Consider the following 22,897-nt stretch of genomic DNA (forward strand, 5'->3'; position numbering starts at 1 on the left):
TTTATATATTGGAAAGATGTCGCTACGGCGTCAAGCGTTATACCGGTAAATAGCGTGGATCGAATCGCCACGGGAGAAAAGACTCGGCGCTCACGCCTGTGAAAACGGTGGCTTTTTAGAGAAGAAAAGGGGCCATTGGGGTGTACTTTGCCCTGTTATGGTCGCTGTCGTCGAGCAGAAAACGGTACGGAGAGGGGGATGTATCGGCGGCGTGACGCAGGCCGGTTTATCGCCATTAGATGGAGAAGAAAACGGATAATTACAAATAAAATAAATATACCGTGCGACCGCTAATATATTGTATAACGGTACTAACAGGAGTGGTTGACGGCACGCTACGCGGCGTTACCGATTATTATTCCCACGCCGCCGAGAGGCGCTTTATCCTGTCGGATGATTACCCGTCCGTACCCATGCGCGCGGCTACCTTCTGGGCGTCGGTAGCGGGGTAGAGAGTACGGATGGGTAAACTCATTCGACTCGCGGTTATTTACGCTGGGCCTTGGAAAGCATCCACTGCCATTTCTGTTCGCGGTTTAATTCATCGGGAGGAACACGGATCGCCATGCGAGCTACCGCTTCCGCATCGGCCTGAGCCTCCTGGCGTGCCATTGCTTCACTGACGCTGGGACTCTCCTCATTCTCCATATTGATTGCATTACGAATACGCGTGGCGATCAGCTCATCGATATGCGTGACCTGAATCAAGCGTTGACACTGGCAGCCGCGCCCTTCGAGTTGATTAGGGACGGTCTTGGTCTGGCAGGTGATCTCTTCCACGCCGGAAAGAATATAGGAGACGGTGTTGATGGCCTTACAGGTAGAAAGGTCGAACTGCTGGGCGATTTCGCGGGCACTGACCCAACGTTGCTGTTGCATCACCCAACGGGCAACCGACAGATATAAAGGTTCCTGAGCATACTCTGTACACATATTTTCACCCATTTAACCAGAATGGTTAATCCATTTAACAATATTCTGTGGCTTAAGGTAGAATATGATTAGCCGCCCTTATCGATATATTCATGGTTGGCTTACCCTCGGCCATGGATATTTCGAATATACCTAAGCTCTCCTACTATTAACAATGAAATTTTTATTATTTTTGGGGAAAGTGTCGTCTATGACGCATTGTTAATTTAATGTTTTATCTAGGTTTGATTTACGTAATTTAGCATGTGGCGGTGTTGCCGATATCGTTGCCGTTAGCCGAGTAATTTTGAGATTGAATATTATTGCTGCGCACATCAGCGATGGTGATGATTAGTGTCTTCCTCTTGTCGCTTCTGTTGCTATGCTATTATTTATTATGAATTTTTATGCTTATGTCATGGCTCACAGAACCTATTTTATTATGCCATAAAATAATCCCTATCTTATCTGGAGGGTATAATGAAGGCGAACAATAAAGTGAATGTTCTCCAGCGGGTTTCCGCGGAGATGCAACGTGTTTTGCAGTTTCAACAGGATAATGCAACGCAAGAGCCAGCTTGCTCGGATTATTCTTCGATGCGTCAGGCCTATATTCAAGAGCGACAATATTGGAATCAGGGTGGGGCCGAAATGGCGCGCTGTGAATCGCTCTCGGTGGCGACGCCTTATGGTTCCGTTGCCACGCGAATCTATTATCCGCATCACCCGGCGCGGGCAGTGATCTTTTACCTGCATGGCGGCGGTTTTATTTTGGGTAATCTTGATACCCATGATCGGATTATGCGTCTATTAGCGGATTATAGTCACTGCGCCGTGGTGGGCATCGATTATACCCTCTCACCTGAGGCACGTTTCCCACAGGCGATCGAGGAGAGTGTCGCGGTATGTCGTTTCTTTCATCAGCATGCCGCCGACTACGATCTGCCGATGACCCATATCGGTTTTGCCGGGGACTCGGCCGGTGCCATGCTGGCCATAGCGACGGTTTTGTGGTTGCGCGATCATGGCATCGACTGCGGCGACATCCGTGGCGTGTTGCTCTATTACGGATTGTACGGCTTGCAGGATTCCGCCACGCGTCGCCTGTATGGTGGCGTTTGGGATGGCTTGACTCAGGCGGATCTGCTGAGCTATGAGCAGGCTTACCTACCGAATGAAGCGGCGCGGGAGTCTCCCTATTACTGCATTTTTAACAATGACTTAACTCACGATATTCCACCTTGCTTTATCGCTGGGGCGGAGTTCGATCCGCTGCTGGATGACAGTGCGGCGTTGTATCAGACCTTGCGTGAGCATCAGCAACCGTGCAGCTATCACATCTATCCTGGGGTGCTGCATGCCTTCCTGCACTATTCGCGCATGATGGCGTCCGCCGATCAGGCGCTGCGTGATGGTGCCGACTATTTTTACCGCCAGTTGCCGATCGCCTAACGGCAGAACGGGTTGCCCAAGGGCAACCCGTTTGTCGCGCCGGGGTTAACCTCGGCTGCGGCGCAAGCTCATCTGGCTGGTCTCTTCCAGCGTCAGACCGCGCGTTTCTGGCGCCATCATCACCGACACTAACAGGCCGACCAGCGAGATCCCCGCGCCGACCAGCATGGTGGCGGAGATGCCGTGTTGCTGCATGAACAGTGGCAGGGCATAGGTCGAGACGACGGTGCCGATGCGGCTCAGTGACATGGCGGCACCGACCGCCGAGGCGCGAATGGCGGTGGGGAACAGTTCGTTAGGATAGAGCCATTGTAGAATACCCGGGCCGCCAGAGAAGAAGGCATACAGGGCGAAGGCGCTGACGATCAAGAGAATACCCGGCTGATCGATCAGGCCTAACATCAGTAACGCCAGGGTCATGACGGCGAAACTGCCGATCAACAGCGGGCGGCGCCCGATACTGTTCAGCCAATACATGGCCGGTAGGCAGCCCAACATGAAGAACAGGCTGATCACCACGTTGCCCAGTACCGCCTCGCGCCCCTGCTCGAGTCCCAGGAGGGTGACGATCTGCGGGCCAAAGGTGTAGATGGCGAACATGGGGATCACCTGACAGGTCCAGATCAGGGCGACGAACAGGATCGAGGAGAGGTGACGCCGGCTGAAGATGTCGCGGTAGCGTGTCTCTTGCTGCGTCTCGTCGTCGAAGGAGACCGGTTGGCCGAACAGTTTAATCATCAGCGCCTGGCATTCGGCATGGCGTCCCTTGCGGATCAACCAGCGTGGCGACTCCGGCAACTCGACCCGCCCCAGTAAGATGACGATACAGGGGATGATGGCGCTGCCCAGCATCCAACGCCAGCCGTTTTCCACGTCATACAGCAGGTAGCCGACCAGATCGGCGGCGGTGGCGCCGATGTACCACATCGCGGCGATGAATCCCATGGTGAAGGCGCGCTGCTTGGTGGAAGAGAATTCGGCGATCATCGAGGTGGCGATGGGGTAGTCGGCGCCGATGACGATGCCGATCAGGAAACGCAGGATCACCAACTCCAGTGGTGAACTGACGAACATGGTGGCGGCGGAGATCACCCCGATGGCGATGATGTCGATCAGAAACATCAGGCGGCGGCCGACGCGGTCGGCAATATAGCCGAATAGCGAGGTACCGATGAACAGGCCGACCAGGGTGGCGGCGCCGACTAAGCCTATCCAGTTGGCATCCAGTTGCAGCAGCGGTGTCAGCTGCTCTAAGGCGATGCCGATGATCACCAGTACGTAGCCATCGAGGAACGGGCCGCCGCTCCCCCACAGCATGATCTTGCGGTGCACCGGCGTAAAACTGATGTCATCGAATCTTTTATGCTGTTCCATAATCCTGGTATCTATAAAGGTTGCGATGCAATCCCCGCCGTGGCGGGGGGGCCGGCAGGTGCGTTATTGTGATTAGGCGACGGAGACGGGGGGACCCGTCTCCGTCGAGAGGTTAGCCGTAGCGGTATTCGACACCGAAGGTGCCGCGTGGGTAGTTCCATTGTTCCAGCACGTCATCGACACCCAGGATGCGGCAGGTGCCGCACTCCAGACAGCCGGCATAGTCGAACTGGACGCTGCCATCGTCCTGCAGCTTATATAACCCCGCCGGGCAGGCCAGGGTCAGGGTGCGTAAGGCGGCCATGTTGGGGTGCTCGCGGATGACGATATGCGGATGCCCCTCATCGACATGGAACTTATTGATGCCCAGTTTGACATCGACGTTAACGGGTTCACTCATAGTGCTGTCACTCCTTTAATGCCGTCTTTCAGCAGATTCAGGTAGCCGACCTGTTTGCAGTGTTGCAGCAGGGTCTTACGCAGCGGCTGCGGGGGGCGGCCATCGACGGTAAACAGCGCGGACATAATGTCGGCGGCCAGCTGCGGGTACTGCGTGAACATGCGCGGGTTATCCATCATCTCCGGCACCTTGCGGTAGTGGCGCAGCTCCTTCATCACCGGCAGGCTCTCCAGCAGACGGGGGTAATCGGCCAGTCCGGCGGCGCTAAAGTCTTGCTTCTCGCGTGCCGCCAGGACGGCCTGCGCCGCCGCTTCACCGGAGGCGATCGCCAGATCCATGCCGCGGATGGTAAAGCCGAGGTTGAGGCACATTCCCGCCGCGTCGCCCGCCAGCAGCACCCCATCGGCCACCAGTTTCGGTTGCATGTTGATACCAGCCTCGGGAACCACATGGGCGGCGTACTCGACGGTCTTACCGCCTTCGATCAGCGGGCGCACCGTCGGGTGTTGTTTGAAGTCTTCCAACATCTGCGGGATCGATTTGCCCGCCTGCTCAATGTGGTGCAGGCCACAGACGATGCCGAGCGAGAGCGAGTCGCCGTTGGTGTAGAGGAAGCCGCCGCCCATCAGGCCGTCGGAGGGGGTGCCGGCGAACAGCCAGGCGGTACCGTCGTTCCCCTGGAGGGCGAAGCGGGCCTCTAGGAGCTCACGCGGCAGCTCAATCAGCTCTTTCACCCCCACGGCGACGTTCTTGGCCGCTACGCGCGGTTGTACCATGCCGATCTGCTCGGCCAGTAGGGCGTTGACCCCTTCGGCCAGGATCACCACGTTCGCCTCCAGCTCGTCGCCATCGGCCTCGACGCCGACGACGCGGCCATCGCGTTGGATCAGCCGATCGACGCGGATGCCGGGGATGAACTGGGCGCCGGCCGCTTCGGCCTGCTCCATCAGCCAGGTATCGAATTTACCGCGCAATACCGAATAGGAGGCGGCGTTGGCTTCGCCCTCTCGGCCATTGTGATAATCCAGGGTGACGGCGCTATCGGCGGTGAGGAATGAGATCTTCTCGTGAGTAATGCGGCGTTCTACGGGGGCCTGTTCGGCGAAGCCCGGGATGATGCGCTCCAGGGAGTGGGCGTACAGACGACCGCCGGTGACGTTTTTCGCGCCGGCGTAGTTGCCGCGCTCGATCACCAGGACGTTGGCGCCGGCGCGCGCCAGCACCAGGGCGGCGACGCAGCCGGCCAGACCTGCGCCGACGATAATGGCGTCAAATGCATCTTCAGACATGGTGTCTCCAGTAGCAGGTAAAGCGACCGGCGCGCCATCAGGGGCGCCGGTCAGAGGGCTAGCGTTTCAGGGCCTCGGTCAGGGCGGGGACGATCTTGGTCAGATCCCCGACGATGCCATAGTCGGCATACTGGAAGATCGGGGCGTTCTTATCCTTGTTGATCGCCATGATGGTCTGGGCGCCATTGGCACCGACCATGTGTTGGATCTGGCCGGAGATGCCCAGCGCCAGATACAGTTCCGGCTTGATCATGATGCCGGAGATGCCGACGTAGCGTTCGCGCTCCATCCACTTCTCGTTCTCGGCAACCGGGCGTGAACAACCCAGTTCGGCGCCGATGGCGTCGCTGAAGGCTTGCGCCAGTGCGATATTCTGCTGGCTGCCGATGCCGCGTCCGACGCTGACGACCCAACGGGCTTTGCCCAGATCGACGCTTTCTCCCTGTTTCGCGCGGCGGGAGACGCAGGCGATCTCCTTGGCCGGGGCGACGAAGGCTAGCGCACTGGCGCTGCCGCTACGGGTGGCATCTTCTTCGGCGGCGGCGAAGGCGCCGCTGGCCAGGGTGATCACGGCATAGGGGGTATCGATACGCTCTTTACCTAGCGCCAGGCCGCCGTACACCATGTGCGTGGCGACCGGTTGGCCGTCGTCCAGGGCGACATCGCTGGCGTCATTGACGACACCGGCTTGCAGGCGAGCACCGAGACGGGCTGCCAGCGCCTTGCCGCGACGGGTGGCGGGCAGTAGGACCAGGGCGCGATCGCCGTGACTACGAATGGCGTGCGCCAAGGTATCGGCATAGGACTCGACGATGCGCTCGGCGGGGAGCGAACCGAGATCGTGGACGGCGTCGGCACCGAGGCGGAAGGCCTGCGCGGCCTGCGCTTCGCCCTGGACAACGGCTTGCACGTTCTCGCCCAATGCGCGGGCGCCGCCGATCACTTCAGCCAGGCGTGATTGGTTGTCACTGAATACCCATACGGTTGCATATTTGCTCATGTTATTCCCCATTAACGCACGATTTTGCGCAACTGTTCTGCAAACTCGGCGATCTGTTCTTCGCCGTCCCCTTCGATGATCACCCGCGCACGCGCCTTCTGCTGCGGCGCCTGGACGCTGAGCAGGGTGGTGTAGGATTGCACATCGCCCGCGTCGAGATCGGCGCATGCCCAGGTCTGCGCTGGCTTCTTGGCGGCGCCGAGGATGGCTTTCATCGACGGGATCTGCGGCGCGTTGATGTCGGTCGAGACGGCGATGACGGCCGGCAACGGCAGGGTGAGGGTTTCGATCTCATCTTCCAGGGTGCGCTCTACCTCGATGTGATCGGTGCCGAGCGCCAGAATCCGGCTGACGCCATTGATCGCCGGTACGCCGAGTGCGTCGCCTAACAGCAGACCGACCTGCTGGGCGTAGAGGTCGGCGGAACCGTCGCCGCACAGGATCAGGTCGAAGCCGCTCTTACGTGCCGCCGCGGCCAGCAGGCTGGCGGTCTGATGCGGTAGGCTTTTCTCTAGGCCGGCTTCCGTCACGGCAATCAGCTCGTCCGGGCCGCGTGACAGCACATCTTTACGTGCCTTGGCGTTGTTCAGGGCGTCGCCGCCGACGCTCATGGCGACGATATGAATATCGCTATTCTGCTGTTTTAAGGCGTTGGCCGCTTCAATCGCATTAAGATCGAACTGACTGATTTTGGCATCCGCCTTACTGAGGTTCAGGGAGCCATCACTGTTTACCGTGATATCCTGCTCTTCGGGGATGAGTTTATAACATGCGATAATTTTCATCACTTCTCCGCTAGGCAATATAAATTGGGGTACGACGCTACTGTCCAGAATCAGGCAGCAGACCGGGAAGAAAAATTAAATTATATTTTGGTAATAGGCTTGTTAAATACCTTTAACCTGTTCTATAAATAAATCGGCGGCAAATAGAGTCGGTGTAATTTAATATTCCTTCATCGCGTATCCTGGTGCTGAAATCATTCTGACGCCAATAGAAATACCATGATTCAAAATGCCAAAATAATACCTAGATCACCAATATTGAAGGTGTTACATTGCGTTTGCATTACGTTCATCACCTCCGATTTTCACGTAACTAGTTATTTTTAATTAAGTTATTTCAATCATCGCCTCGCTCTATTCTGTGGTGAACATCAGGCGTGGCGAGCAACCAGAGAAATAATTTGATTAAGATCACAGATTATTGAACGGTCCAATTTCATTATAATCACACATTAATCATTCGCTCTCGCTTACCGCGCAGGATAAGCTGCGTTGAGAAATGTAATATTGGTAATTTGGTAATCAATTGCTTTTTTATCTCAAATAATAGAGAGACTCATGTCGCGCTACGCCGAGTTATATCTGCGCTAACGTGGCTTATTCAGAACCTTTACACTTAACGTGGTCATGGCGGGCCAGGCCTTGCTATGAGGGGAAGAAACGCAAATGCAGACAGAAAATAGCAAACGGAAAACAGGGATAGAGCCGAAAGTCTTTTTCCCTTCACTGATTATTGTCGCGTTACTTTGTTATCTCACTATTCGTGACCTGGATGCCTCCAATGCGGTGATTAACTCGGTATTTAATTACATCACCTACACATGGGGTTGGGCATTCGAATGGTACATGGTGGTGATGTTGGGGGGATGGTTTTGGCTGATCTTTGGGCCCTTTGCCCAGCGTCGCCTGGGGGATGAGGCGCCGGAGTTCAGCACTGTCAGCTGGATCTTCATGATGTTCGCCTCCTGTACATCGGCGGCGGTATTGTTCTGGGGCTCCATCGAGATCTATTACTACGTCGCCACGCCGCCCTTCGGCCTGACGCCGTTCTCCAACGCCGCTAAAGAGATGGGCTTGGCCTATAGTCTGTTCCACTGGGGACCGTTGCCATGGGCGACCTACAGCTTCCTGGCGGTGGCCTTCGGTTACTTCTTGTTTGTCCGTAAGATCAGTGTGGTACGCCCCAGCGGCACCCTGGTCGCCCTGATGGGAGAGAAGCGTTGTAACGGCCTGTTCGGCGTCGTAGTGGATAACCTGTACCTGGTGGCGCTGATCCTGGCGATGGGGACCAGCCTGGGTCTGGCGACGCCGTTGGTGACCGAGTGTATCCAGTATCTGTTCGGTGTGCCGCATACGCTGGAACTGGATGCGTTGATCATCTGCTGCTGGATCGTGTTTAACGCCGTGTGCGTCGCCTTCGGTCTGCAGAAGGGGGTCAAGGTCGCCAGTGATGTGCGTAACTACCTGAGCATCATCATCCTGGCATGGGTGTTGATCATCGGTGCGACCAGCTTCACCGTGAACTACTTCACCGATTCTATCGGGGTGCTGCTGATGAACGTCGGCCGCATGCTGTTCTACACCGACGCCGTCGGTAAGAGCGGCTTCCCACAGGCCTGGACCGTGTTCTACTGGGCATGGTGGATCGTCTACGGCATTCAGATGTGTATCTTCCTGGCCCGTATCTCCAAGGGACGTACCGTGCGCCAGCTGTGCCTGGGGATGGTGGGTGGCCTGACCGCCTCCACCTGGTTGCTGTGGACCATCCTGGGGAGTAACACCCTGTCGCTGATGAACAACAGCGTGATCGATCTGCCGAAGACCATCGAGTCGCACGGGGTAGCGCGCGCCATCATCGAGACCTGGGCCGCGCTGCCGATGAGTACGGCGACGATGTGGGCGTTCTTCATCCTCTGCTTCATCGCCACCGTAACGCTGATCAACGCCTGCTCCTACACCCTGGCTATGTCGACCTGTAAAGAGGCCAGTGGCTATCAAGAACCCCCGATTTGGGTACGTGTGGGCTGGTCGGTGCTGGTCGGCATCATCGGCATCATCCTGCTGGCACTGGGCGGACTGAAGCCGATTCAGACGGCGATTATCGCCGGCGGTTGCCCGCTGTTCTTTGTCAACATATTGATAACAATATCTTTCTTGAAAGATGCCAAGTCCACGTACTGGAAATATTAAACCGTTAACTGCCAACCAAGAGGTCTGACACATGGATTTTACACTGACTGACGAACAGGAACTGTTCGTTGCCGGGATTCGCGATTTGATGGCGCAGGAAAACTGGGAAGCCTACTTCGCCGAGTGCGATCGCAACAGCGAGTATCCCGAACGTTTCGTCAAGGCTTTGGCGGATATGGGCATCGACTCACTGCTGCTGCCGGAAGATCAGGGCGGCTTGGACGCCGGCTTCGTGACCCTGGCCGCGGTCTGGATGGAACTGGGGCGTCTGGGCGCGCCGACCTATGTGCTGTATCAACTGCCGGGCGGCTTCAACACCGTACTGCGTGAAGGGACTCCGGAGCAGATCGACCGCATCATGGCCTTCCGCGGTACCGGTAAGCAGATGTGGAACTCGGCGATCACCGAGCCGGGTGCGGGGTCCGACGTGGGTAGCCTGCAAACTACCTACACCCGTAAGAACGGCAAGGTCTACCTCAACGGTAGCAAGTGCTTCATCACCAGTAGCGCCTACACTCCCTACCTGGTGGTGATGGCGCGCGATGGCGCGTCACCGGATAAGGCCATCTATTCCGAGTGGTTTGTCGACATGAGCCTGCCGGGCATCAAGGTCAACAAGCTGGAGAAGCTGGGTCTGCGTATGGACAGCTGCTGCGAAGTGGTGTTCGACAACGTCGAGCTGGAAGAGAAGGATCTGTTCGGCCGCGAAGGCAACGGTTTTAACCGCGTGAAGGAGGAGTTTGACCACGAGCGCTTCCTGGTTGCCCTGACGAACTACGGCACCGCGATGTGCGCCTTCGAAGATGCGGCCCGCTACGCCAACCAGCGTGTGCAGTTCGGTGAAACCATCGGCCGCTTCCAGCTGATCCAAGAGAAGTTCGCCCACATGGCCATCAAGTTGAACTCGATGAAAAACATGCTGTTGGAAGCGGCATGGAAGAGCGACAACGGCCTGATGACGTCCGGCGATGCGGCGATGTGTAAGTACTTCTGCGCCAATGCGTCCTTCGAAGTCGTGGATAGCGCGATGCAAGTCCTGGGTGGGGTAGGGATCGCCGGCGATCACCGCATCACCCGCTTCTGGCGCGATCTGCGTGTGGACCGCGTCTCTGGCGGCTCCGATGAGATGCAGATCCTGACTCTGGGGCGCGCGGTACTGAAACAGTATCGCTAAACGCCAACGACGGCCGCCACGGCGGCCGTCTCTCCGCCATGATGCCCGGAGCGGAGGCTCCGCCCTCGGGCCCGCTGATTTTGCAAAAGAAGGATCATGCTATGTCTGACTGTCTGTCCATGCCCAAATTTGGTCCGCTTTCTGGCCTACGCGTCGTATTTTCCGGCATCGAGATCGCCGGTCCCTTTGCCGGGCAAATGTTTGCCGAGTGGGGGGCGGAAGTCATTTGGATCGAGAATGTCGCCTACGCCGACACCATCCGAGTACAACCCAACTATCCGCAGCTGTCGCGCCGCAACCTGCATGCGCTATCGCTGAACATTTTCAAGGACGAGGGGCGTGAAGCCTTCCTGCGCCTGATGGAGAGCACCGATATCTTCATCGAAGCCAGCAAGGGCCCGGCCTTCGCCCGCCGCGGCATCACCGACGAGGTGCTGTGGGAACGTAACAAGAAACTGGTGATCGCTCATCTGTCCGGCTTTGGCCAGTATGGCTCGCCGGAGTACACCAACCTGGCCGCCTATAACACCATCGCCCAGGCCTTCAGCGGTTATCTGATCCAGAACGGCGATAAGGATCAGCCGATGCCCGCCTTCCCGTATACCGCCGACTATTTCTCCGGTATGACGGTGACCACCGCCGCCCTGGCCGCCCTGTACAAGGCACAGCAGACCGGCGTCGGCGAAAGCATCGACGTGGCGATGTATGAAGTGATGCTGCGCATGGGCCAGTACTTCATGATGGACTACTTCAACGGTGGCGAGATGTGCCCGCGGATGACCAAGGGCAAAGATCCCTACTACGCCGGTTGCGGTCTCTATCGTTGTAGCGATGGCTACATCGTGATGGAGCTGGTGGGTATCAACCAGATCCGCGAGCTGTTTGGCGACATCGGCCTGGCTCATCTGCTGGATACCCCTGAGATCCCGGAGGGTACCCAGTTGATCCACCGCATCGAATGCCCGCATGGCGAGCTGGTGGAAGAGAAGCTGGACGCCTGGCTGGCGCAGCACACCATCGCCGAGGTGCAAGCACGCTTCGCCGAGTTGAAGATCGCCTGCGCTAAGGTGCTGAACGTGGATGAGTTGGAGAGTAACCCGCAGTACGTAGCGCGCGAATCCATCACCACCTGGCAGGCCATCGACGGTCATACCTGCAAGGGGCCGAACGTGATGCCGAAGTTCAAGAACAACCCCGGCCAGATCTGGCGCGGCATGCCGAATCACGGCATGGATACCGCGGCGATCCTGAACAGCATCGGCTATGACCAGGCGGCGATCGACGCGCTGGTCGAGAAGGGACTGGCCAAGACCAGCAAGTAAGATAAGCCGTGAGCGTCGTCGCCTGCGGTAAGCGGGCGGCGGCGGGTGACGGGCAAGGGCGGTAGTGTATGGACATGATAGGGGAACGAAATCTGCGTCAGGCGTGGGATGATCTGGCGCAGATGCATGGGCAGAAGATCGCGCTGATCGTCGAAGATCTACGCGGCGAGGCGCGCAGTTACAGCTATGCGCGGCTGAACGATGAGATCAACCGCACGGCCAACCTGTTTCTCACCCTGGGCGTCGAGCCGGGTCAGCGGGTGGCGTTACATCTGAATAACTGCGCCGAGTTTATCTTCTGCTGGTTTGGCCTGGCGAAGATCGGCGCGGTGGCGGTACCGATCAACGCCAATCTGCTACATGATGAGTGCGCCTTTATCATCGCCCAGTGTGATGCCCGGCTGGTGGTGACCAGCCAGGCCGCCTATCCCGTCTATGCGCGCTTGCGTCAGGAGGCAGACTCCCCCTTGCAGACGATCCTGCTGATCGACGGCGACCGCGCGACTCTGCCCGCCGATGGGCGCTGGGATTTCCCGAGGCTGTTAGCGCAACAGCCGCCCCAGCTGCTGCATGCCCCGGCGCTCAACGCGCTGGATACCGCGGAGATCCTGTTTACCTCCGGTACCACGTCGGCACCGAAAGGGGTGGTGATCACCCACTACAATCTGCTGTTCGCCGGTTACTACACCGCCTGGCAGTGCGCGTTACGCGCCGATGACGTTTACCTGACAGCGATGCCTGCCTACCACATCGATTGCCAATGTACCGTGGCGATGGCGACCTTCAGCGCCGGGGCAACGTTGGTGTTGCTGGAGAAGTACAGTGCGCGCGCCTTCTGGGGGCAGGTCTGTAAGTATCGTGCGACGTTGACCGAATGTATTCCGCTGATGATCAAGACATTGATGATGCAGCCCGTGATGCCCTGGGAGCGTAATCACTGCCTGCGAGAGGTGCTGTTCTACCTCAACCTCTCTAACCAGGAGATGGAGGCCTTCGTGCAACGCTTTGGCGTGCGGCTGTTGACCTCCTATGGCATGACGGAAACGATCGTCGGCCTGATCGGTGATCGCCCCGGCGACAAGCGGCGCTGGCCCTCCATCGGACGGGTCGGAATGGGCTACGAGGCGGCGATCCGCGCGCCGGAAGGCCAGGCGTTAGGCGTCGGCGAGACCGGCGAGCTATGGGTCCGGGGTATTCCTGGCAAGACCTTGTTTAAGGAGTACTACGGCCTGCCGCAGGAGACGGCGCGGGTGTTGCACGCCGATGGCTGGCTACGCACCGGCGACTACGCCTACTGCGACGACGAGGGTTTTTTCTACTTCGTGGATCGCAGCTGCAACATGATCAAACGCTGTGGCGAGAACGTGTCCTGTGTGGAGATCGAGAACATCCTGGCGACCCATCCCAAGATCATGGATGTGGCGGTGGTCGGGTTGAAAGACTCACTGCGCGACGAGGCGATCAAGGCGGTGGTCGTACTCAACCCTGGCGAGACGCTGAGCGAAGAGGCGTTCTTCGCCTTCTGCGAGACGCGCATGGCCAAGTTTAAGGTGCCCTCCTTCTTGGAGATCCGCGACAGCCTACCGCGCAGCTGTTCGGGCAAGGTGATTAAGAAAAGTTTATGTTAGGCCGCATCGGAGTCGCGTGTCGCGGGAGACGATCTCCCGCCTCGACTCCAGGGCAGAGAGCCGGTGCGATAACCCTGTTAAAATCGGAATGGAGAATGAGGATGAGCGAGTCATTACAGATAGAACGCAACGGCGCAATTCTGGAAATTACGCTAAACCGCCCCAAGGCCAACGCCATCGACGCCAAGACCAGCCTGGCGATGGGCGAGGCGTTTATCGCCTTTCGTGACGATCCGACGCTGCGGGTCGCTATCATCACCGGGGCTGGCGAGCGTTTCTTCTCCGCCGGTTGGGATTTGAAGGCGGCAGCCGAGGGTGAGGCGCCAGACGCCGACTTTGGCCCGGGCGGTTTCGCCGGCCTGACGGAGCTGTTCGATCTGGATAAGCCGGTGATCGCGGCGGTGAACGGCTATGCCTTCGGCGGCGGTTTTGAGCTGGCGTTGGCGGCCGATATGATCGTCTGCGCCGAAAACGCCTGTTTCGCCCTGCCGGAAGCCAAGCTGGGCATCGTACCGGATAGCGGCGGCATGCTACGCCTGCCGAAGTGTCTCCCGCCGGCGATCGCCTGTGAGCTGATGATGACCGGGCGCCGTATGGAGGCCGAAGAGGCGCTGCGTTGGGGGATCGTGAATCAGGTGGTGCCTAGCGATCAACTGTTGGCGACGGCGCGCGAGTTGGCGCAGCAGGTGGCTGAGAGCGCACCGTTGGCATTGGCGGCGTTGAAGGAGATCTTCCGTGCCACCGCCGAGCTGTCGGTGGAAGAGGGCTACCGTCTGACGCGTAGCGGCGTGTTGAAGCATTACCCGGCGGTATTGCACTCCGAGGATGCGCTGGAAGGGCCGCAGGCCTTCGCCGAAAAACGCGCACCGGTCTGGAAGGGGCGTTAATCCCGGCCACATCCCGCCGCCCAGTGCGGCGGGATAGCCTAGCGCGGCGGGGCGTCGCATAGCGGCGCCCGACATGGGCGTGATACGTCGCCAGGCGGCGAGTGAGGCATCCGTAACATCGCCGTCTCCATGCCTTAATTAAAAAAATATTTAACGATTAATAAATTTTTTACGATCCGCCGAACTTCCCCTTCTTATTTCGCCTTATCCACGTGTCACGTGGGAAATATCGCTGGCCAGCGATTCCCCGCGGCGCTGTTATCCGTCGGAAAGGCTAGAGATGCTACGCTAACGGCGAGGCTTGCATGCGCCACACCCCTTGATGTTGATGCTATCCATTTGATCTCCTTGCCCCTAGTCGGGTAGCTCGAGGCATGATCGATAAAGGGTGTTATTTTCTGGTTTCTGGTTTGTTTAATTATTTTGAGCATCTGTTGTATTTATTCGCGCGCCACCGACCATCGCTCGGCTATTTATTTTGCGAGTGTGATTAACGCCAAAGTTTATAATTTTATCGGTAGGAAAAATCATTAATGTCAGAAATAAATAAACCATATGGCATTATATTCGCTAGCAGGATCTGGTGCGTGGATTGCAGGGGATAGCCTGTCGGCGATGACGGTAGCGAGAGGGACTATGGATATGATCGGGAACGCCACCCTGCGGGATGTGTGGCAGGCGCGCGCGCGCGAACAGGGAGAGGCATGCGCCTTGGTGTATGAGGATCGCGACGGGGCGACGCAAGAGTACAGTTACCGCCAGATGCAGGTGGAGATTGTCAAGACGGCCAACCTATTCTTGGCGCGGGGCGTCGAGAAGGGCGATCGGGTGGGGCTGCAGATGCGCAACTGCCCGGAGTTTCTGTTCTGTTGGTTCGGGCTGGCCTACATCGGGGCCATCGCCGTGCCGATCAATACCGGTTATACCGCCGAGGAGTGCGAGTATCTGGTGCGGCGTTGTGGCGTCTCCCTGCTGGTCTGCCAGGCGGAGTTTTTACCGCTGTATCATCGTCTTCGCCCTATGCTGCGCCATATATTGAGTTGGGGAGCCGAGCAGAACGTGGCGGAGTCGTTTAACGCCGCGCGCGATGCCCAGCCGGACACGTTGCGTCAAACGGTGACGATCGGCGGCGATGATGTGGCCGAGATCCTGTTTACCTCGGGAACCACCTCGGCGCCGAAGGGGGTCGAACTGACCCACGCCAACCTGCTGTTCGGCGGCCACTACACCGCCTGGCAGGGGCAGATGACGGCGCGCGATCGTTATCTGAGCTGCATGCCCAATTTCCACATCGATTTTCAATGCAGCGCGGCGATGCCGATGCTGATGACCGGCGGCACTTTAATCCTGTTGGAGAAGTACAGCGCCCGTCGCTTCTGGCGGCAGATCTGCCTACATCGCGCCACCGTCAGTCACGCCATTCCGTTGATCGTTCGTACCTTAATGTTGCAGCCGGTACGCGCCTGGGAGCGTCACCACTGCCTGCGCGATCTGTTCTTCTACCTCAACATCAGCTTGACGGAGAAGCGCGACTTTGAGCGGCGTTTCGGGGTGCAATTATTTAACTCGTACGGCATGACTGAGACGGTGGTCGGGGCCATCGGCGATACGCCGGGCCGTGAGCGGCGCTACCCATCGATCGGGCGGCCAGGCATGGGGTATCAGGCGCGTATCGTCGATGCGCGGGGAGAGCCGTTGCCGCCGAATCAGATCGGCGAGATCTGCCTGCGTGGCGTCCCTGGCCGTACCCTGTTCAAGGGCTATTATGATGATCCGCAGGCGACTGCCCGTCTGTTGCGCGAGGATGGGTGGTTGCACACCGGGGATACCGGTTACTACGATGAGGAGGGCTGGTTCTACTTCGTCGATCGGGCGGTGAATCTGATCAAGCGCTCGGGCGAGAATGTCGCCTCCAGCGAGGTAGAGCGGGTACTGGAGCGTCATCCGGCGGTGTGCGAGGCGGCGGTGATCGGCGTCGAGGATGCGCTACGCGATCAGGCGGTGAAGGCCATCGTCCAGCTCACACCGGGCACCGAGGTGGCGGCGCAGACGCTGATCGAGCACTGCGCGGCCCATCTGGCCGCCTTCAAGGTGCCGACCCTATTGGAGTTTGTCAGCGAGTTTCCGCGCACCTGCTCCGGTAAGGTGGATAAGAAGCGTCTGCGTCTGTGTCGCGGCTAACCGTCGTCGAGCGAGCTATGCAGGGTACAGCGGAGGTTATCCCCCGATCTGGCGCCAGCGGTGAGCGGCGCGGGAGCCGCGGGGCCGATGAGGTTGAGAGTGCGGTGCACGGGCTGCTGGCATTGCGTTATACCGCCTGCGCCCGTTGTGGGCGCCGCATCCGCGTCCGGCTGCATAGCGTGTTAAGCCGTTGTCATACCTGGTGCCCCTATTGCCGCGAAAACGTGCCGCTGTGCCGCGTCGAGCCCGACGGGGCGGAGTAGGCGCGCGCGGGTCGGCAAAGACGCCATTGAGTCGCCATGCATAGGATGAGGCGTTATCTCGTCGGGCTCCGACGCGTCTTTTGCGCGTCAGCGCCGGGGATTAGAGATTGCGGTACGCCGTTTCCACCTTCTGCATGTAACGCGGCGCCTGGGCGGCCGGATGATGCTGGCGTACGTGCCAGTGAAAGGCGGCCGGGCTGAGGCGGTTAATCATGGCGATGGCCGTTTGACGGTTCGCGGAGAAGGTCCGCAGCAATGCGCCGGCACCGTTGGCATAGGCGACCTCGGTGGCGTAGCGGCGAGTGAGGGGATCGTTGATCCAGTACAGCTGTTGATTTTGCAGGGCCCCGAGATAGGCGGCGCCGAGCCGAATATTGGTGGCGGGATCGAACAGGTCATCGCTGTCGGGACAGCCGCGCTTACCCTGGTAGCGGTAGGCATCGCAACCGGCTCCATCGGCCTTCAGTTGCATCAATCCGATGGCGTTGGAGGGGCTGACGGCGTTGGGATTATAGGAGGACTCCACCTGAATGATCGCCTTGATTAGCTTGGGATCGAGGTGGTATTGAGTCGCCGCCGTCTGGATCAAGCCATCATAGGCGTTAGGGTTGTAGCTGGCCGCCGGGCGGTGATGACGGCTGGAGCAGCCCGCTACCATCAGCAGCAGCAGGCCGATGCCGATAACATAGATACGTTGCGTGGTGTGTGTCATGAGGCTGTGTCTCGCACGGGTCGCCGGGGCGACCGTTTCTCCTTGTGTCCGGCCACCGGCGCTAAGGCGCGGCGGTTCGGCGCAGGATCATAGCGTTAATAGCGAGGCAGATCACGACAGCAATTGTAACTTTACTCGACGCTCGCGGTTGCGATGCGGTCGTAGCCGCGCCAGCGGTAGTTGAGTAACGACAGCAGCCAGAACAGAACGAAGCCGCCGATGACCCAGAAACCGACGTTCCCCATCTGATCGTTGAGTCGGCCGATCCACTGCCAGAATCCCCCCTGAAGTTGCAGGCTGTCGGCGAGCAGCCCCAACGCCTCCAAGCCGCCGATCACCAGCGCTACGCCTACCGAGGCGGCGGTGATGGTCATGTTGTAGTACAGCTTACGGATGGGGTGGGAGAAGGCCCAGCCATAGGCGCCGACCATGACGAAGTTATCCAGTGAGTCAATCAGCGCCATGCCCGCAGTGAACAGCGCCGGAAAGACCATCAGCGACCAGAGTGAGAGGCCGTGCGTGGCGGCGGAGGCGGAGATCCCCAGTAGGCCGACTTCGGTGGCGGTATCGAAGCCCAGCCCGAAGAGAAAACCGACCAGGTACATCTGCCAACTCTGGGTTACCAGGCGAAAGGTGCGTTGAAACAGGCGCGTCATCACTCCGCCGGGCAGCGCCTGGTCAGCCACGAACTCGCCGCCTTGCCCATTGGCGCGAGTGAGGCGGCGGAATTGGCGCCAGACGCCGAAGAGGATTTGCAGATTCAGCAGCGCCATCGCCAACAGGAATAGGGCCGAGACGGCGGTACCGATCAACCCACCGTACTGGTGTAGGCTGTCGATACGGTCACGGAAGGCGAGCGAGGTGAGTACGATGGCCAGACAGGCGAGCACCACGATGGTGGAGTGGCCGAGTGAGAAGAAGGCACCGACGCCCAACGGGCGCTTTCCCTGCTGCATCAGCTTGCGCGTCACCGCATCGATGGCGGCGATGTGGTCGGCATCGACCGCGTGGCGGAGGCCGAAGCCATAGGCCAGTAGCGCCGCACTCATCATCACCGCGTGGTGGCGAAAGGCGATGAAGGCCCATAACCAGGCGGCGAGATTGAGGGTGATGAGGAGTGCCAGCAGTGCCAGCCCGCGTTGTTTATCTGAGATCCCGTACATGATGGGGTGATCCTCCCGTGGCGGCCGGCAGGTTGTTCGGCCGATGATGACACGCCAGCATCATGCTGACGTCTGCCCAGATCGCCACGCCGCACTCTGCCGCGTGACGACGGGATAAAAATGTATGATCTTTTTTGTAAATTGTCATAAAGGTAAACGTATATATCTGTTACAGATTGCGCGATAAATGTTACCTCCCCATCGGCAGACTTTCCGTCACTGTGGCATAGTGGTCACTTATTGCGCGTTGCATCGCGTTCCCCAGCCATCGGGCGTTGCCCCGCAGAGACAGGAGTGAATGATGAAACAACTGACATTGGGTGCCGCCGGCCCTCAGGTATCCGCCATTGCATTGGGTTGCATGCGTTTGGCGGAGTTGGATGACGGCCAGGCCGCTAACCTGATCGATCATGCGTTGGCGCTGGGGATTACTGCCTTCGACCATGCGGATATTTATGGGGCGGGGGAGTGTGAACGCCGCTTTGCCCAAGCCGCCCGCCCACAAGGCGCGCGCCGTGAGGCGATGTTTATCCAATCCAAATGCGGCATCCGTAGCGGATTTTATGACTCCTCCTATCGCCATATCTTGGCGTCGGTCGATGGTATCCTCCAGCGTTTGCAGTGTGGCTATCTGGATATGCTGTTGTTGCATCGTCCCGACACCCTGATCGAGCCGCAAGAGGTGGCCGAGGCGTTTTCCCGGCTGGTGGAACAGGGGAAGGTGCGCGCCTTTGGCGTCTCCAACTATGGGCCGCTACAGATCGCGTTATTGCAGAAGTTTCTGCCGCAGCCATTACGGGTTAATCAGATGCAGTTCGGCATCGCGCACGCTGGCATGGTGCGCAGCGGCATCAATGTGAATGTCGAGAGCGAGGCGGCCATCGATCGTAGTGGCGATGTGCTGCACTACTGCCGTCTACACGACATCACCCTCCAGGTTTGGTCTCCGTTCCAGTTCGGCATGTTCAGCGGGGTATTCCTCGACCATCCCGACTTTGCCGATCTCAACCAGACCCTGGCGACCCTCGCCGCCGAACTCAATGTTAGTAAGACGACGTTGGCGACGGCGTGGATCCTACGCCACCCGGCGCAGATGCAGGTCATCGCCGGGAGCATGAATCCGACGCGTCTGGCGCAGATCAGTCAGGCATGCGCGCTGAACTTAAGCCGGGAAAGCTGGTATCAGATTTATCGGGCGGCGGGCCATCCGCTCCCCTAATACATCGCGAGAGAATTCGGATTTTCGCTGAATTCCCGCAGGATCTTCCGGCAAAGGGTCGCATTTATTCACCAAGCTCACTATGATGGCGGACGTAGGCGAGAAGCGTATTGGCGTGGTGAGGTGACGGTGCGCGCCGTCCGGGGGAAGGTGTCATGTCTGACTTGGAAGTACAACTGCGGAATTCATTGGCGGCGCTGGATGATCTGAAGGTGAGTTTTGAGCAGCAGCGCCAGGTTTGGCAACAGGAGTGTGAGGGCATGCGCATGCAGTTGGCGCAGGCACGTCAGCGCGAGGCGGCGTTGTTGCAACAGAATGAACTGCTTACCCGTAAGTTAGTCGACCTCGGTTCGTTGCCGGAGAATAATAGCTTGCTGCGTCAGTTTAAAATCGTCGGCTGCCATATTGAGGCGCTGGCACAGGATGCGGCGGCCTTTAACGCCTATCTGGCGAGCCTGCATTACCAGGATAGCAACCACTCTTGATCCTCTCTACCCACCGAGGCGCATCCGCGCTCGGTGTCCTTCGCGTCGCGCCACTCTGGCGTGGCGTATTCTTAGCGACCTAGGCCGTTTAACTCTGTTACATCTTGGCTTTGCGCCGTTAGCCATTTTTACGGTTAATAACTCAGGTTTACTGTGGTGATGTTTCTTCAGCCGCCTGAGCGGTGCTGTATACAACATAAGAAGGTATTTATGGAAGGTATTAGTATTACCAAGCTTCTGGTTATTGCCGTGCTGATCGTCTTACTGTTTGGGACCAACAAGCTGCGCACGCTAGGCTCCGATCTTGGCGCGGCACTGAAGGGATTTAAGAAGGCGATGAACGACGAGACGCCGGCGGCCAAGAAAAACAATAACGACGAGGCGACGCCGCGGGTCGAGCACAAAGAGTAATCCGCAGGGCCGGCGTCGGAGCGACGGGCGCGGGGAAGAAGGAACATCCCAAAGTTGTAACCAGTTTTGTCTAGGCGATAACCTAGACAAGACAAAGGGCTGACGGCGTCAGCCCTTTGTCATTATTGATGCAGTCGTTGAGCGGGTGGCTTGCGTACCGTCTCAATCATGGCGTATTTGAGCGCGGCGAGGTAAGGGCGGAGACACCCTGCGCGCCAGCGCTGGCGACACGACGCCCCAGGCAGAGCGATCCGCCTGGGGCGTTTTTTGTGCCTTGCCGCCGCCAGCGGGCCGGATACGCTTACTTAACCTCAATGCCCTGCGCCTGAAGATCGGCGTGGTAGGAGGAGCGTACGAAGGGCCCACAGGCGGCGTGGGTGAAGCCCATCGCCAACGCGGCCTCTTTCATCTCGGCGAACTCATCCGGACTGACGTAACGCTGCACCGGCAGGTGATGGCGGCTGGGTTGCAGGTATTGCCCCAGGGTTAACATGGTCACCCCGTGCGCGCGCAGATCGCGCATCACCGCGATGATCTCCTGGTTGGTTTCACCCAGGCCCACCATCAGGCCGGACTTGGTCGGGATGTCGGGATGCTGCTGCTTAAACTGTTGCAGCAGACGCAGCGACCACTCGTAGTTGGCGCCGGGACGTACCTGACGATAGAGGCGTGGAATATTTTCCAGGTTGTGGTTAAACACGTCCGGTGGATTATCGCTGAGGATCTCCAGGGCGCGATCCATTCGGCCACGGAAGTCCGGCACCAAGGTTTCGATGCGGATCTGCGGGCTCTTGGCGCGGATCGCACGGATGCAATCGGCGAAGTGCTGCGCACCGCCGTCACGCAGATCGTCGCGGTCGACGGAGGTGATCACCACGTAGCGTAGCCCCATGTCGGCGATGGTCTGGGCCAGTTTCTCCGGCTCGTTCGCATCCGGTGCCAGCGGGCGGCCATGCGCCACGTCGCAGAATGGGCAACGGCGAGTGCAGATGGCGCCGAGGATCATGAAGGTGGCGGTACCGTGGTTAAAACACTCGGCCAGGTTGGGGCAAGAGGCCTCCTCACACACCGAGTGCAGGCCATTCTTACGCATCGCCGCCTTAATGCCCTGGATACGGCTGGAATCGGCCGGTAACTTGATCTTCATCCATTCCGGTTTACGCAGGAGTTGCTCGCGCTCAACGGCGACGGATTTCACCGGGATCAGCGCCATCTTGTCGGCGTCGCGGTATTTGATGCCGCGTTCCATCTGAATTGGTTTACTCATAATCTTGCGGATTCCACTGGCTGTGCTCGAGCCGATGATAGCCGAGCAGTTGGGTAAAATGGTGTACCAGGCGGGGTTGGATCTGCGCCAGGGTGGCGCCGGCCTTCAGGTCACTGACCTGGGTCATCTGCAAGCCAGCATAACCACAGGGGTTGATACGTTGGAAGGGCGCGAGATCCATGGCGATGTTCAGCGCTAAGCCATGGAAGGAACACCCCTTACGAATGCGCAGGCCGAGGGAGCAGATCTTCTTACCATCGACATAGACGCCGGGCGCATCGGGACGTGGGTAGGCGTGAATCGCTAACTCGTCCAGGGTACGCACCACGCTCTCCTCCAGTGCCGTGACCAGTTCACGCACGCCGCAATGATGACGGCGTAGATCGAGCAGGACATACATCACCTGCTGGCCGGGCCCATGGTAGGTGACCTGGCCACCGCGATCGCTTTGGATCACCGGGATATCGCCGGGATTGAGCAGGTGTTCGGCCTTACCGGCCTGCCCTTGGGTAAACACGGCAGGATGCTCGACCAACCACAGCTCATCCGGGGTCTCGGTGCTACGGCGATCGGTGAAGGTATGCATCGCCTGGGATACCGGCGCATAGGGCTGCAACCCCAGTTGACGCAGTATGAGAGTCTCTTGTTGCAATGGCGTCATCTTCAGGTTAAAAAATTGGTAAGGCCATTATACCGAGTGTCGCCCTGACTCACCAGTGCCATAGGGGAAAAAAGCACGGCCCGGTAAGGCGATGATGCCGTACCGGGCCGCGACAAATGCTG

21 protein-coding genes are annotated in these 22,897 nt (G+C 58.7%); 11 read left to right on the forward strand and 10 right to left on the reverse strand.

Features of this window, described 5'->3' with window-relative positions; genetic code table 11:
- Positions 1–486: 486 nt before the first annotated feature.
- On the reverse strand, positions 487–933 hold the full coding sequence (caiF, locus tag DCL27_RS03900; RefSeq protein ID WP_005295240.1) for a carnitine metabolism transcriptional regulator CaiF: 447 nt from the start codon (positions 931–933) through the stop codon (positions 487–489).
- A 459-nt stretch (positions 934–1,392) separates the two neighbouring features.
- On the opposite strand from caiF, the gene aes reads away from it, so the two are divergent.
- Complete coding sequence (aes, locus tag DCL27_RS03905; protein ID WP_035598175.1) at positions 1,393–2,364, forward strand: acetyl esterase; 972 nt, start codon at positions 1,393–1,395, stop codon at positions 2,362–2,364.
- A 45-nt stretch (positions 2,365–2,409) separates the two neighbouring features.
- On the opposite strand, the gene DCL27_RS03910 is transcribed toward aes, so the two are convergent.
- The 5 genes from DCL27_RS03910 to fixA all read right to left on the reverse strand — a co-directional run bounded on the left by DCL27_RS03910 (position 2,410) and on the right by fixA (position 7,212).
- Positions 2,410–3,738, reverse strand: coding sequence for an MFS transporter (locus DCL27_RS03910; protein WP_005289215.1), 1,329 nt, complete (start codon positions 3,736–3,738; stop codon positions 2,410–2,412).
- 112 nt (positions 3,739–3,850) lie between these two features.
- The gene (gene fixX / locus DCL27_RS03915; RefSeq protein ID WP_005289213.1) at positions 3,851–4,138 is read right to left on the reverse strand and encodes a ferredoxin-like protein FixX; all 288 of its coding nucleotides are present in this window, start codon (positions 4,136–4,138) and stop codon (positions 3,851–3,853) included.
- Entirely contained in the window at positions 4,135–5,427 is a 1,293-nt protein-coding gene (gene fixC / locus DCL27_RS03920; protein ID WP_005295244.1) for an FAD-dependent oxidoreductase FixC, read from the reverse strand. The genes fixX and fixC overlap by 4 nt, the downstream gene beginning before the upstream one ends.
- Before the next feature lie 58 nt (positions 5,428–5,485).
- Positions 5,486–6,427, reverse strand: a complete 942-nt coding sequence (locus tag DCL27_RS03925; RefSeq protein WP_005295246.1) for an electron transfer flavoprotein subunit alpha — start codon at positions 6,425–6,427, stop codon at positions 5,486–5,488.
- Between the two features lie 11 nt (positions 6,428–6,438).
- On the reverse strand, positions 6,439–7,212 hold the full coding sequence (fixA, locus tag DCL27_RS03930) for a putative electron transfer flavoprotein FixA (protein WP_005289203.1): 774 nt from the start codon (positions 7,210–7,212) through the stop codon (positions 6,439–6,441).
- A 666-nt stretch (positions 7,213–7,878) separates the two neighbouring features.
- On the opposite strand from fixA, the gene caiT reads away from it, so the two are divergent.
- The 7 genes from caiT (at position 7,879) to DCL27_RS03965 (ending at position 16,857) form a co-directional block, all read left to right on the forward strand.
- Positions 7,879–9,402, forward strand: coding sequence for an L-carnitine/gamma-butyrobetaine antiporter (gene caiT / locus DCL27_RS03935; protein WP_005295250.1), 1,524 nt, complete (start codon positions 7,879–7,881; stop codon positions 9,400–9,402).
- 31 nt (positions 9,403–9,433) lie between these two features.
- Positions 9,434–10,576 (forward strand): crotonobetainyl-CoA dehydrogenase, encoded by a 1,143-nt coding sequence (caiA, locus tag DCL27_RS03940; protein ID WP_005289193.1) that lies wholly within the window; start codon positions 9,434–9,436, stop codon positions 10,574–10,576.
- A gap of 101 nt (positions 10,577–10,677) precedes the next feature.
- On the forward strand, positions 10,678–11,898 hold the full coding sequence (gene caiB / locus DCL27_RS03945; RefSeq protein WP_035597467.1) for an L-carnitine CoA-transferase: 1,221 nt from the start codon (positions 10,678–10,680) through the stop codon (positions 11,896–11,898).
- A gap of 68 nt (positions 11,899–11,966) precedes the next feature.
- Positions 11,967–13,526 (forward strand): crotonobetaine/carnitine-CoA ligase, encoded by a 1,560-nt coding sequence (gene caiC, locus DCL27_RS03950; RefSeq protein ID WP_005289186.1) that lies wholly within the window; start codon positions 11,967–11,969, stop codon positions 13,524–13,526.
- A 101-nt stretch (positions 13,527–13,627) separates the two neighbouring features.
- Positions 13,628–14,413, forward strand: coding sequence for a crotonobetainyl-CoA hydratase (caiD, locus tag DCL27_RS03955; RefSeq protein ID WP_005295256.1), 786 nt, complete (start codon positions 13,628–13,630; stop codon positions 14,411–14,413).
- Between the two features lie 636 nt (positions 14,414–15,049).
- Positions 15,050–16,594, forward strand: coding sequence for a crotonobetaine/carnitine-CoA ligase (gene caiC, locus DCL27_RS03960; protein WP_035597464.1), 1,545 nt, complete (start codon positions 15,050–15,052; stop codon positions 16,592–16,594).
- A gap of 17 nt (positions 16,595–16,611) precedes the next feature.
- On the forward strand, positions 16,612–16,857 hold the full coding sequence (locus DCL27_RS03965) for a hypothetical protein (RefSeq protein ID WP_035597461.1): 246 nt from the start codon (positions 16,612–16,614) through the stop codon (positions 16,855–16,857).
- A gap of 100 nt (positions 16,858–16,957) precedes the next feature.
- On the opposite strand, the gene DCL27_RS03970 is transcribed toward DCL27_RS03965, so the two are convergent.
- Positions 16,958–17,569 (reverse strand): transglycosylase SLT domain-containing protein, encoded by a 612-nt coding sequence (locus tag DCL27_RS03970; RefSeq protein ID WP_005289172.1) that lies wholly within the window; start codon positions 17,567–17,569, stop codon positions 16,958–16,960.
- A 131-nt stretch (positions 17,570–17,700) separates the two neighbouring features.
- Entirely contained in the window at positions 17,701–18,732 is a 1,032-nt protein-coding gene (locus tag DCL27_RS03975; protein ID WP_035597458.1) for a HoxN/HupN/NixA family nickel/cobalt transporter, read from the reverse strand.
- A 301-nt stretch (positions 18,733–19,033) separates the two neighbouring features.
- Between DCL27_RS03975 and DCL27_RS03980 the strand changes: the two genes are divergently transcribed.
- From DCL27_RS03980 to tatE, 3 genes are all read left to right on the forward strand, one after another.
- A complete protein-coding gene (locus DCL27_RS03980; protein ID WP_005295268.1) occupies positions 19,034–19,951 on the forward strand; it encodes an aldo/keto reductase in 918 nt (305 codons plus the stop codon).
- A gap of 155 nt (positions 19,952–20,106) precedes the next feature.
- On the forward strand, positions 20,107–20,436 hold the full coding sequence (locus DCL27_RS03985) for a hypothetical protein (RefSeq protein WP_005289159.1): 330 nt from the start codon (positions 20,107–20,109) through the stop codon (positions 20,434–20,436).
- 210 nt (positions 20,437–20,646) lie between these two features.
- Entirely contained in the window at positions 20,647–20,847 is a 201-nt protein-coding gene (gene tatE, locus DCL27_RS03990; protein ID WP_005295271.1) for a twin-arginine translocase subunit TatE, read from the forward strand.
- A 301-nt stretch (positions 20,848–21,148) separates the two neighbouring features.
- Here tatE and lipA read toward each other — a convergent pair whose 3' ends face one another.
- Positions 21,149–22,114 carry a lipoyl synthase gene (lipA, locus tag DCL27_RS03995; protein ID WP_035597455.1) on the reverse strand — a complete coding sequence of 322 codons (966 nt, stop codon included), beginning with the start codon at positions 22,112–22,114 and terminating at the stop codon, positions 21,149–21,151.
- Positions 22,107–22,766, reverse strand: coding sequence for a lipoyl(octanoyl) transferase LipB (lipB, locus tag DCL27_RS04000; RefSeq protein ID WP_172460003.1), 660 nt, complete (start codon positions 22,764–22,766; stop codon positions 22,107–22,109). The genes lipA and lipB overlap by 8 nt, the downstream gene beginning before the upstream one ends.
- Between the last annotated feature and the right edge of the window lie 131 nt (positions 22,767–22,897).

The sequence above is a fragment of the Edwardsiella tarda ATCC 15947 = NBRC 105688 genome (assembly GCF_003113495.2).
GTDB classification, from domain to species: Bacteria; Pseudomonadota; Gammaproteobacteria; order Enterobacterales; family Enterobacteriaceae; genus Edwardsiella; species Edwardsiella tarda.

Bases quoted from the DNA above. Each gene is read 5' to 3' on its own strand.
- caiF (WP_005295240.1), bottom strand. From the start codon at position 933: ATGTGTACAGAGTATGCTCAGGAACCTTTATATCTGTCGGTTGCCCGT.
- aes (WP_035598175.1), top strand. From the start codon at position 1,393: ATGAAGGCGAACAATAAAGTGAATGTTCTCCAGCGGGTTTCCGCGGAG.
- DCL27_RS03910 (WP_005289215.1), bottom strand. From the start codon at position 3,738: ATGGAACAGCATAAAAGATTCGATGACATCAGTTTTACGCCGGTGCAC.
- fixX (WP_005289213.1), bottom strand. From the start codon at position 4,138: ATGAGTGAACCCGTTAACGTCGATGTCAAACTGGGCATCAATAAGTTC.
- fixC (WP_005295244.1), bottom strand. From the start codon at position 5,427: ATGTCTGAAGATGCATTTGACGCCATTATCGTCGGCGCAGGTCTGGCC.
- DCL27_RS03925 (WP_005295246.1), bottom strand. From the start codon at position 6,427: ATGAGCAAATATGCAACCGTATGGGTATTCAGTGACAACCAATCACGC.
- fixA (WP_005289203.1), bottom strand. From the start codon at position 7,212: ATGAAAATTATCGCATGTTATAAACTCATCCCCGAAGAGCAGGATATC.
- caiT (WP_005295250.1), top strand. From the start codon at position 7,879: ATGCAGACAGAAAATAGCAAACGGAAAACAGGGATAGAGCCGAAAGTC.
- caiA (WP_005289193.1), top strand. From the start codon at position 9,434: ATGGATTTTACACTGACTGACGAACAGGAACTGTTCGTTGCCGGGATT.
- caiB (WP_035597467.1), top strand. From the start codon at position 10,678: ATGTCTGACTGTCTGTCCATGCCCAAATTTGGTCCGCTTTCTGGCCTA.
- caiC (WP_005289186.1), top strand. From the start codon at position 11,967: ATGGACATGATAGGGGAACGAAATCTGCGTCAGGCGTGGGATGATCTG.
- caiD (WP_005295256.1), top strand. From the start codon at position 13,628: ATGAGCGAGTCATTACAGATAGAACGCAACGGCGCAATTCTGGAAATT.
- caiC (WP_035597464.1), top strand. From the start codon at position 15,050: ATGGATATGATCGGGAACGCCACCCTGCGGGATGTGTGGCAGGCGCGC.
- DCL27_RS03965 (WP_035597461.1), top strand. From the start codon at position 16,612: ATGCAGGGTACAGCGGAGGTTATCCCCCGATCTGGCGCCAGCGGTGAG.
- DCL27_RS03970 (WP_005289172.1), bottom strand. From the start codon at position 17,569: ATGACACACACCACGCAACGTATCTATGTTATCGGCATCGGCCTGCTG.
- DCL27_RS03975 (WP_035597458.1), bottom strand. From the start codon at position 18,732: ATGTACGGGATCTCAGATAAACAACGCGGGCTGGCACTGCTGGCACTC.
- DCL27_RS03980 (WP_005295268.1), top strand. From the start codon at position 19,034: ATGAAACAACTGACATTGGGTGCCGCCGGCCCTCAGGTATCCGCCATT.
- DCL27_RS03985 (WP_005289159.1), top strand. From the start codon at position 20,107: ATGTCTGACTTGGAAGTACAACTGCGGAATTCATTGGCGGCGCTGGAT.
- tatE (WP_005295271.1), top strand. From the start codon at position 20,647: ATGGAAGGTATTAGTATTACCAAGCTTCTGGTTATTGCCGTGCTGATC.
- lipA (WP_035597455.1), bottom strand. From the start codon at position 22,114: ATGAGTAAACCAATTCAGATGGAACGCGGCATCAAATACCGCGACGCC.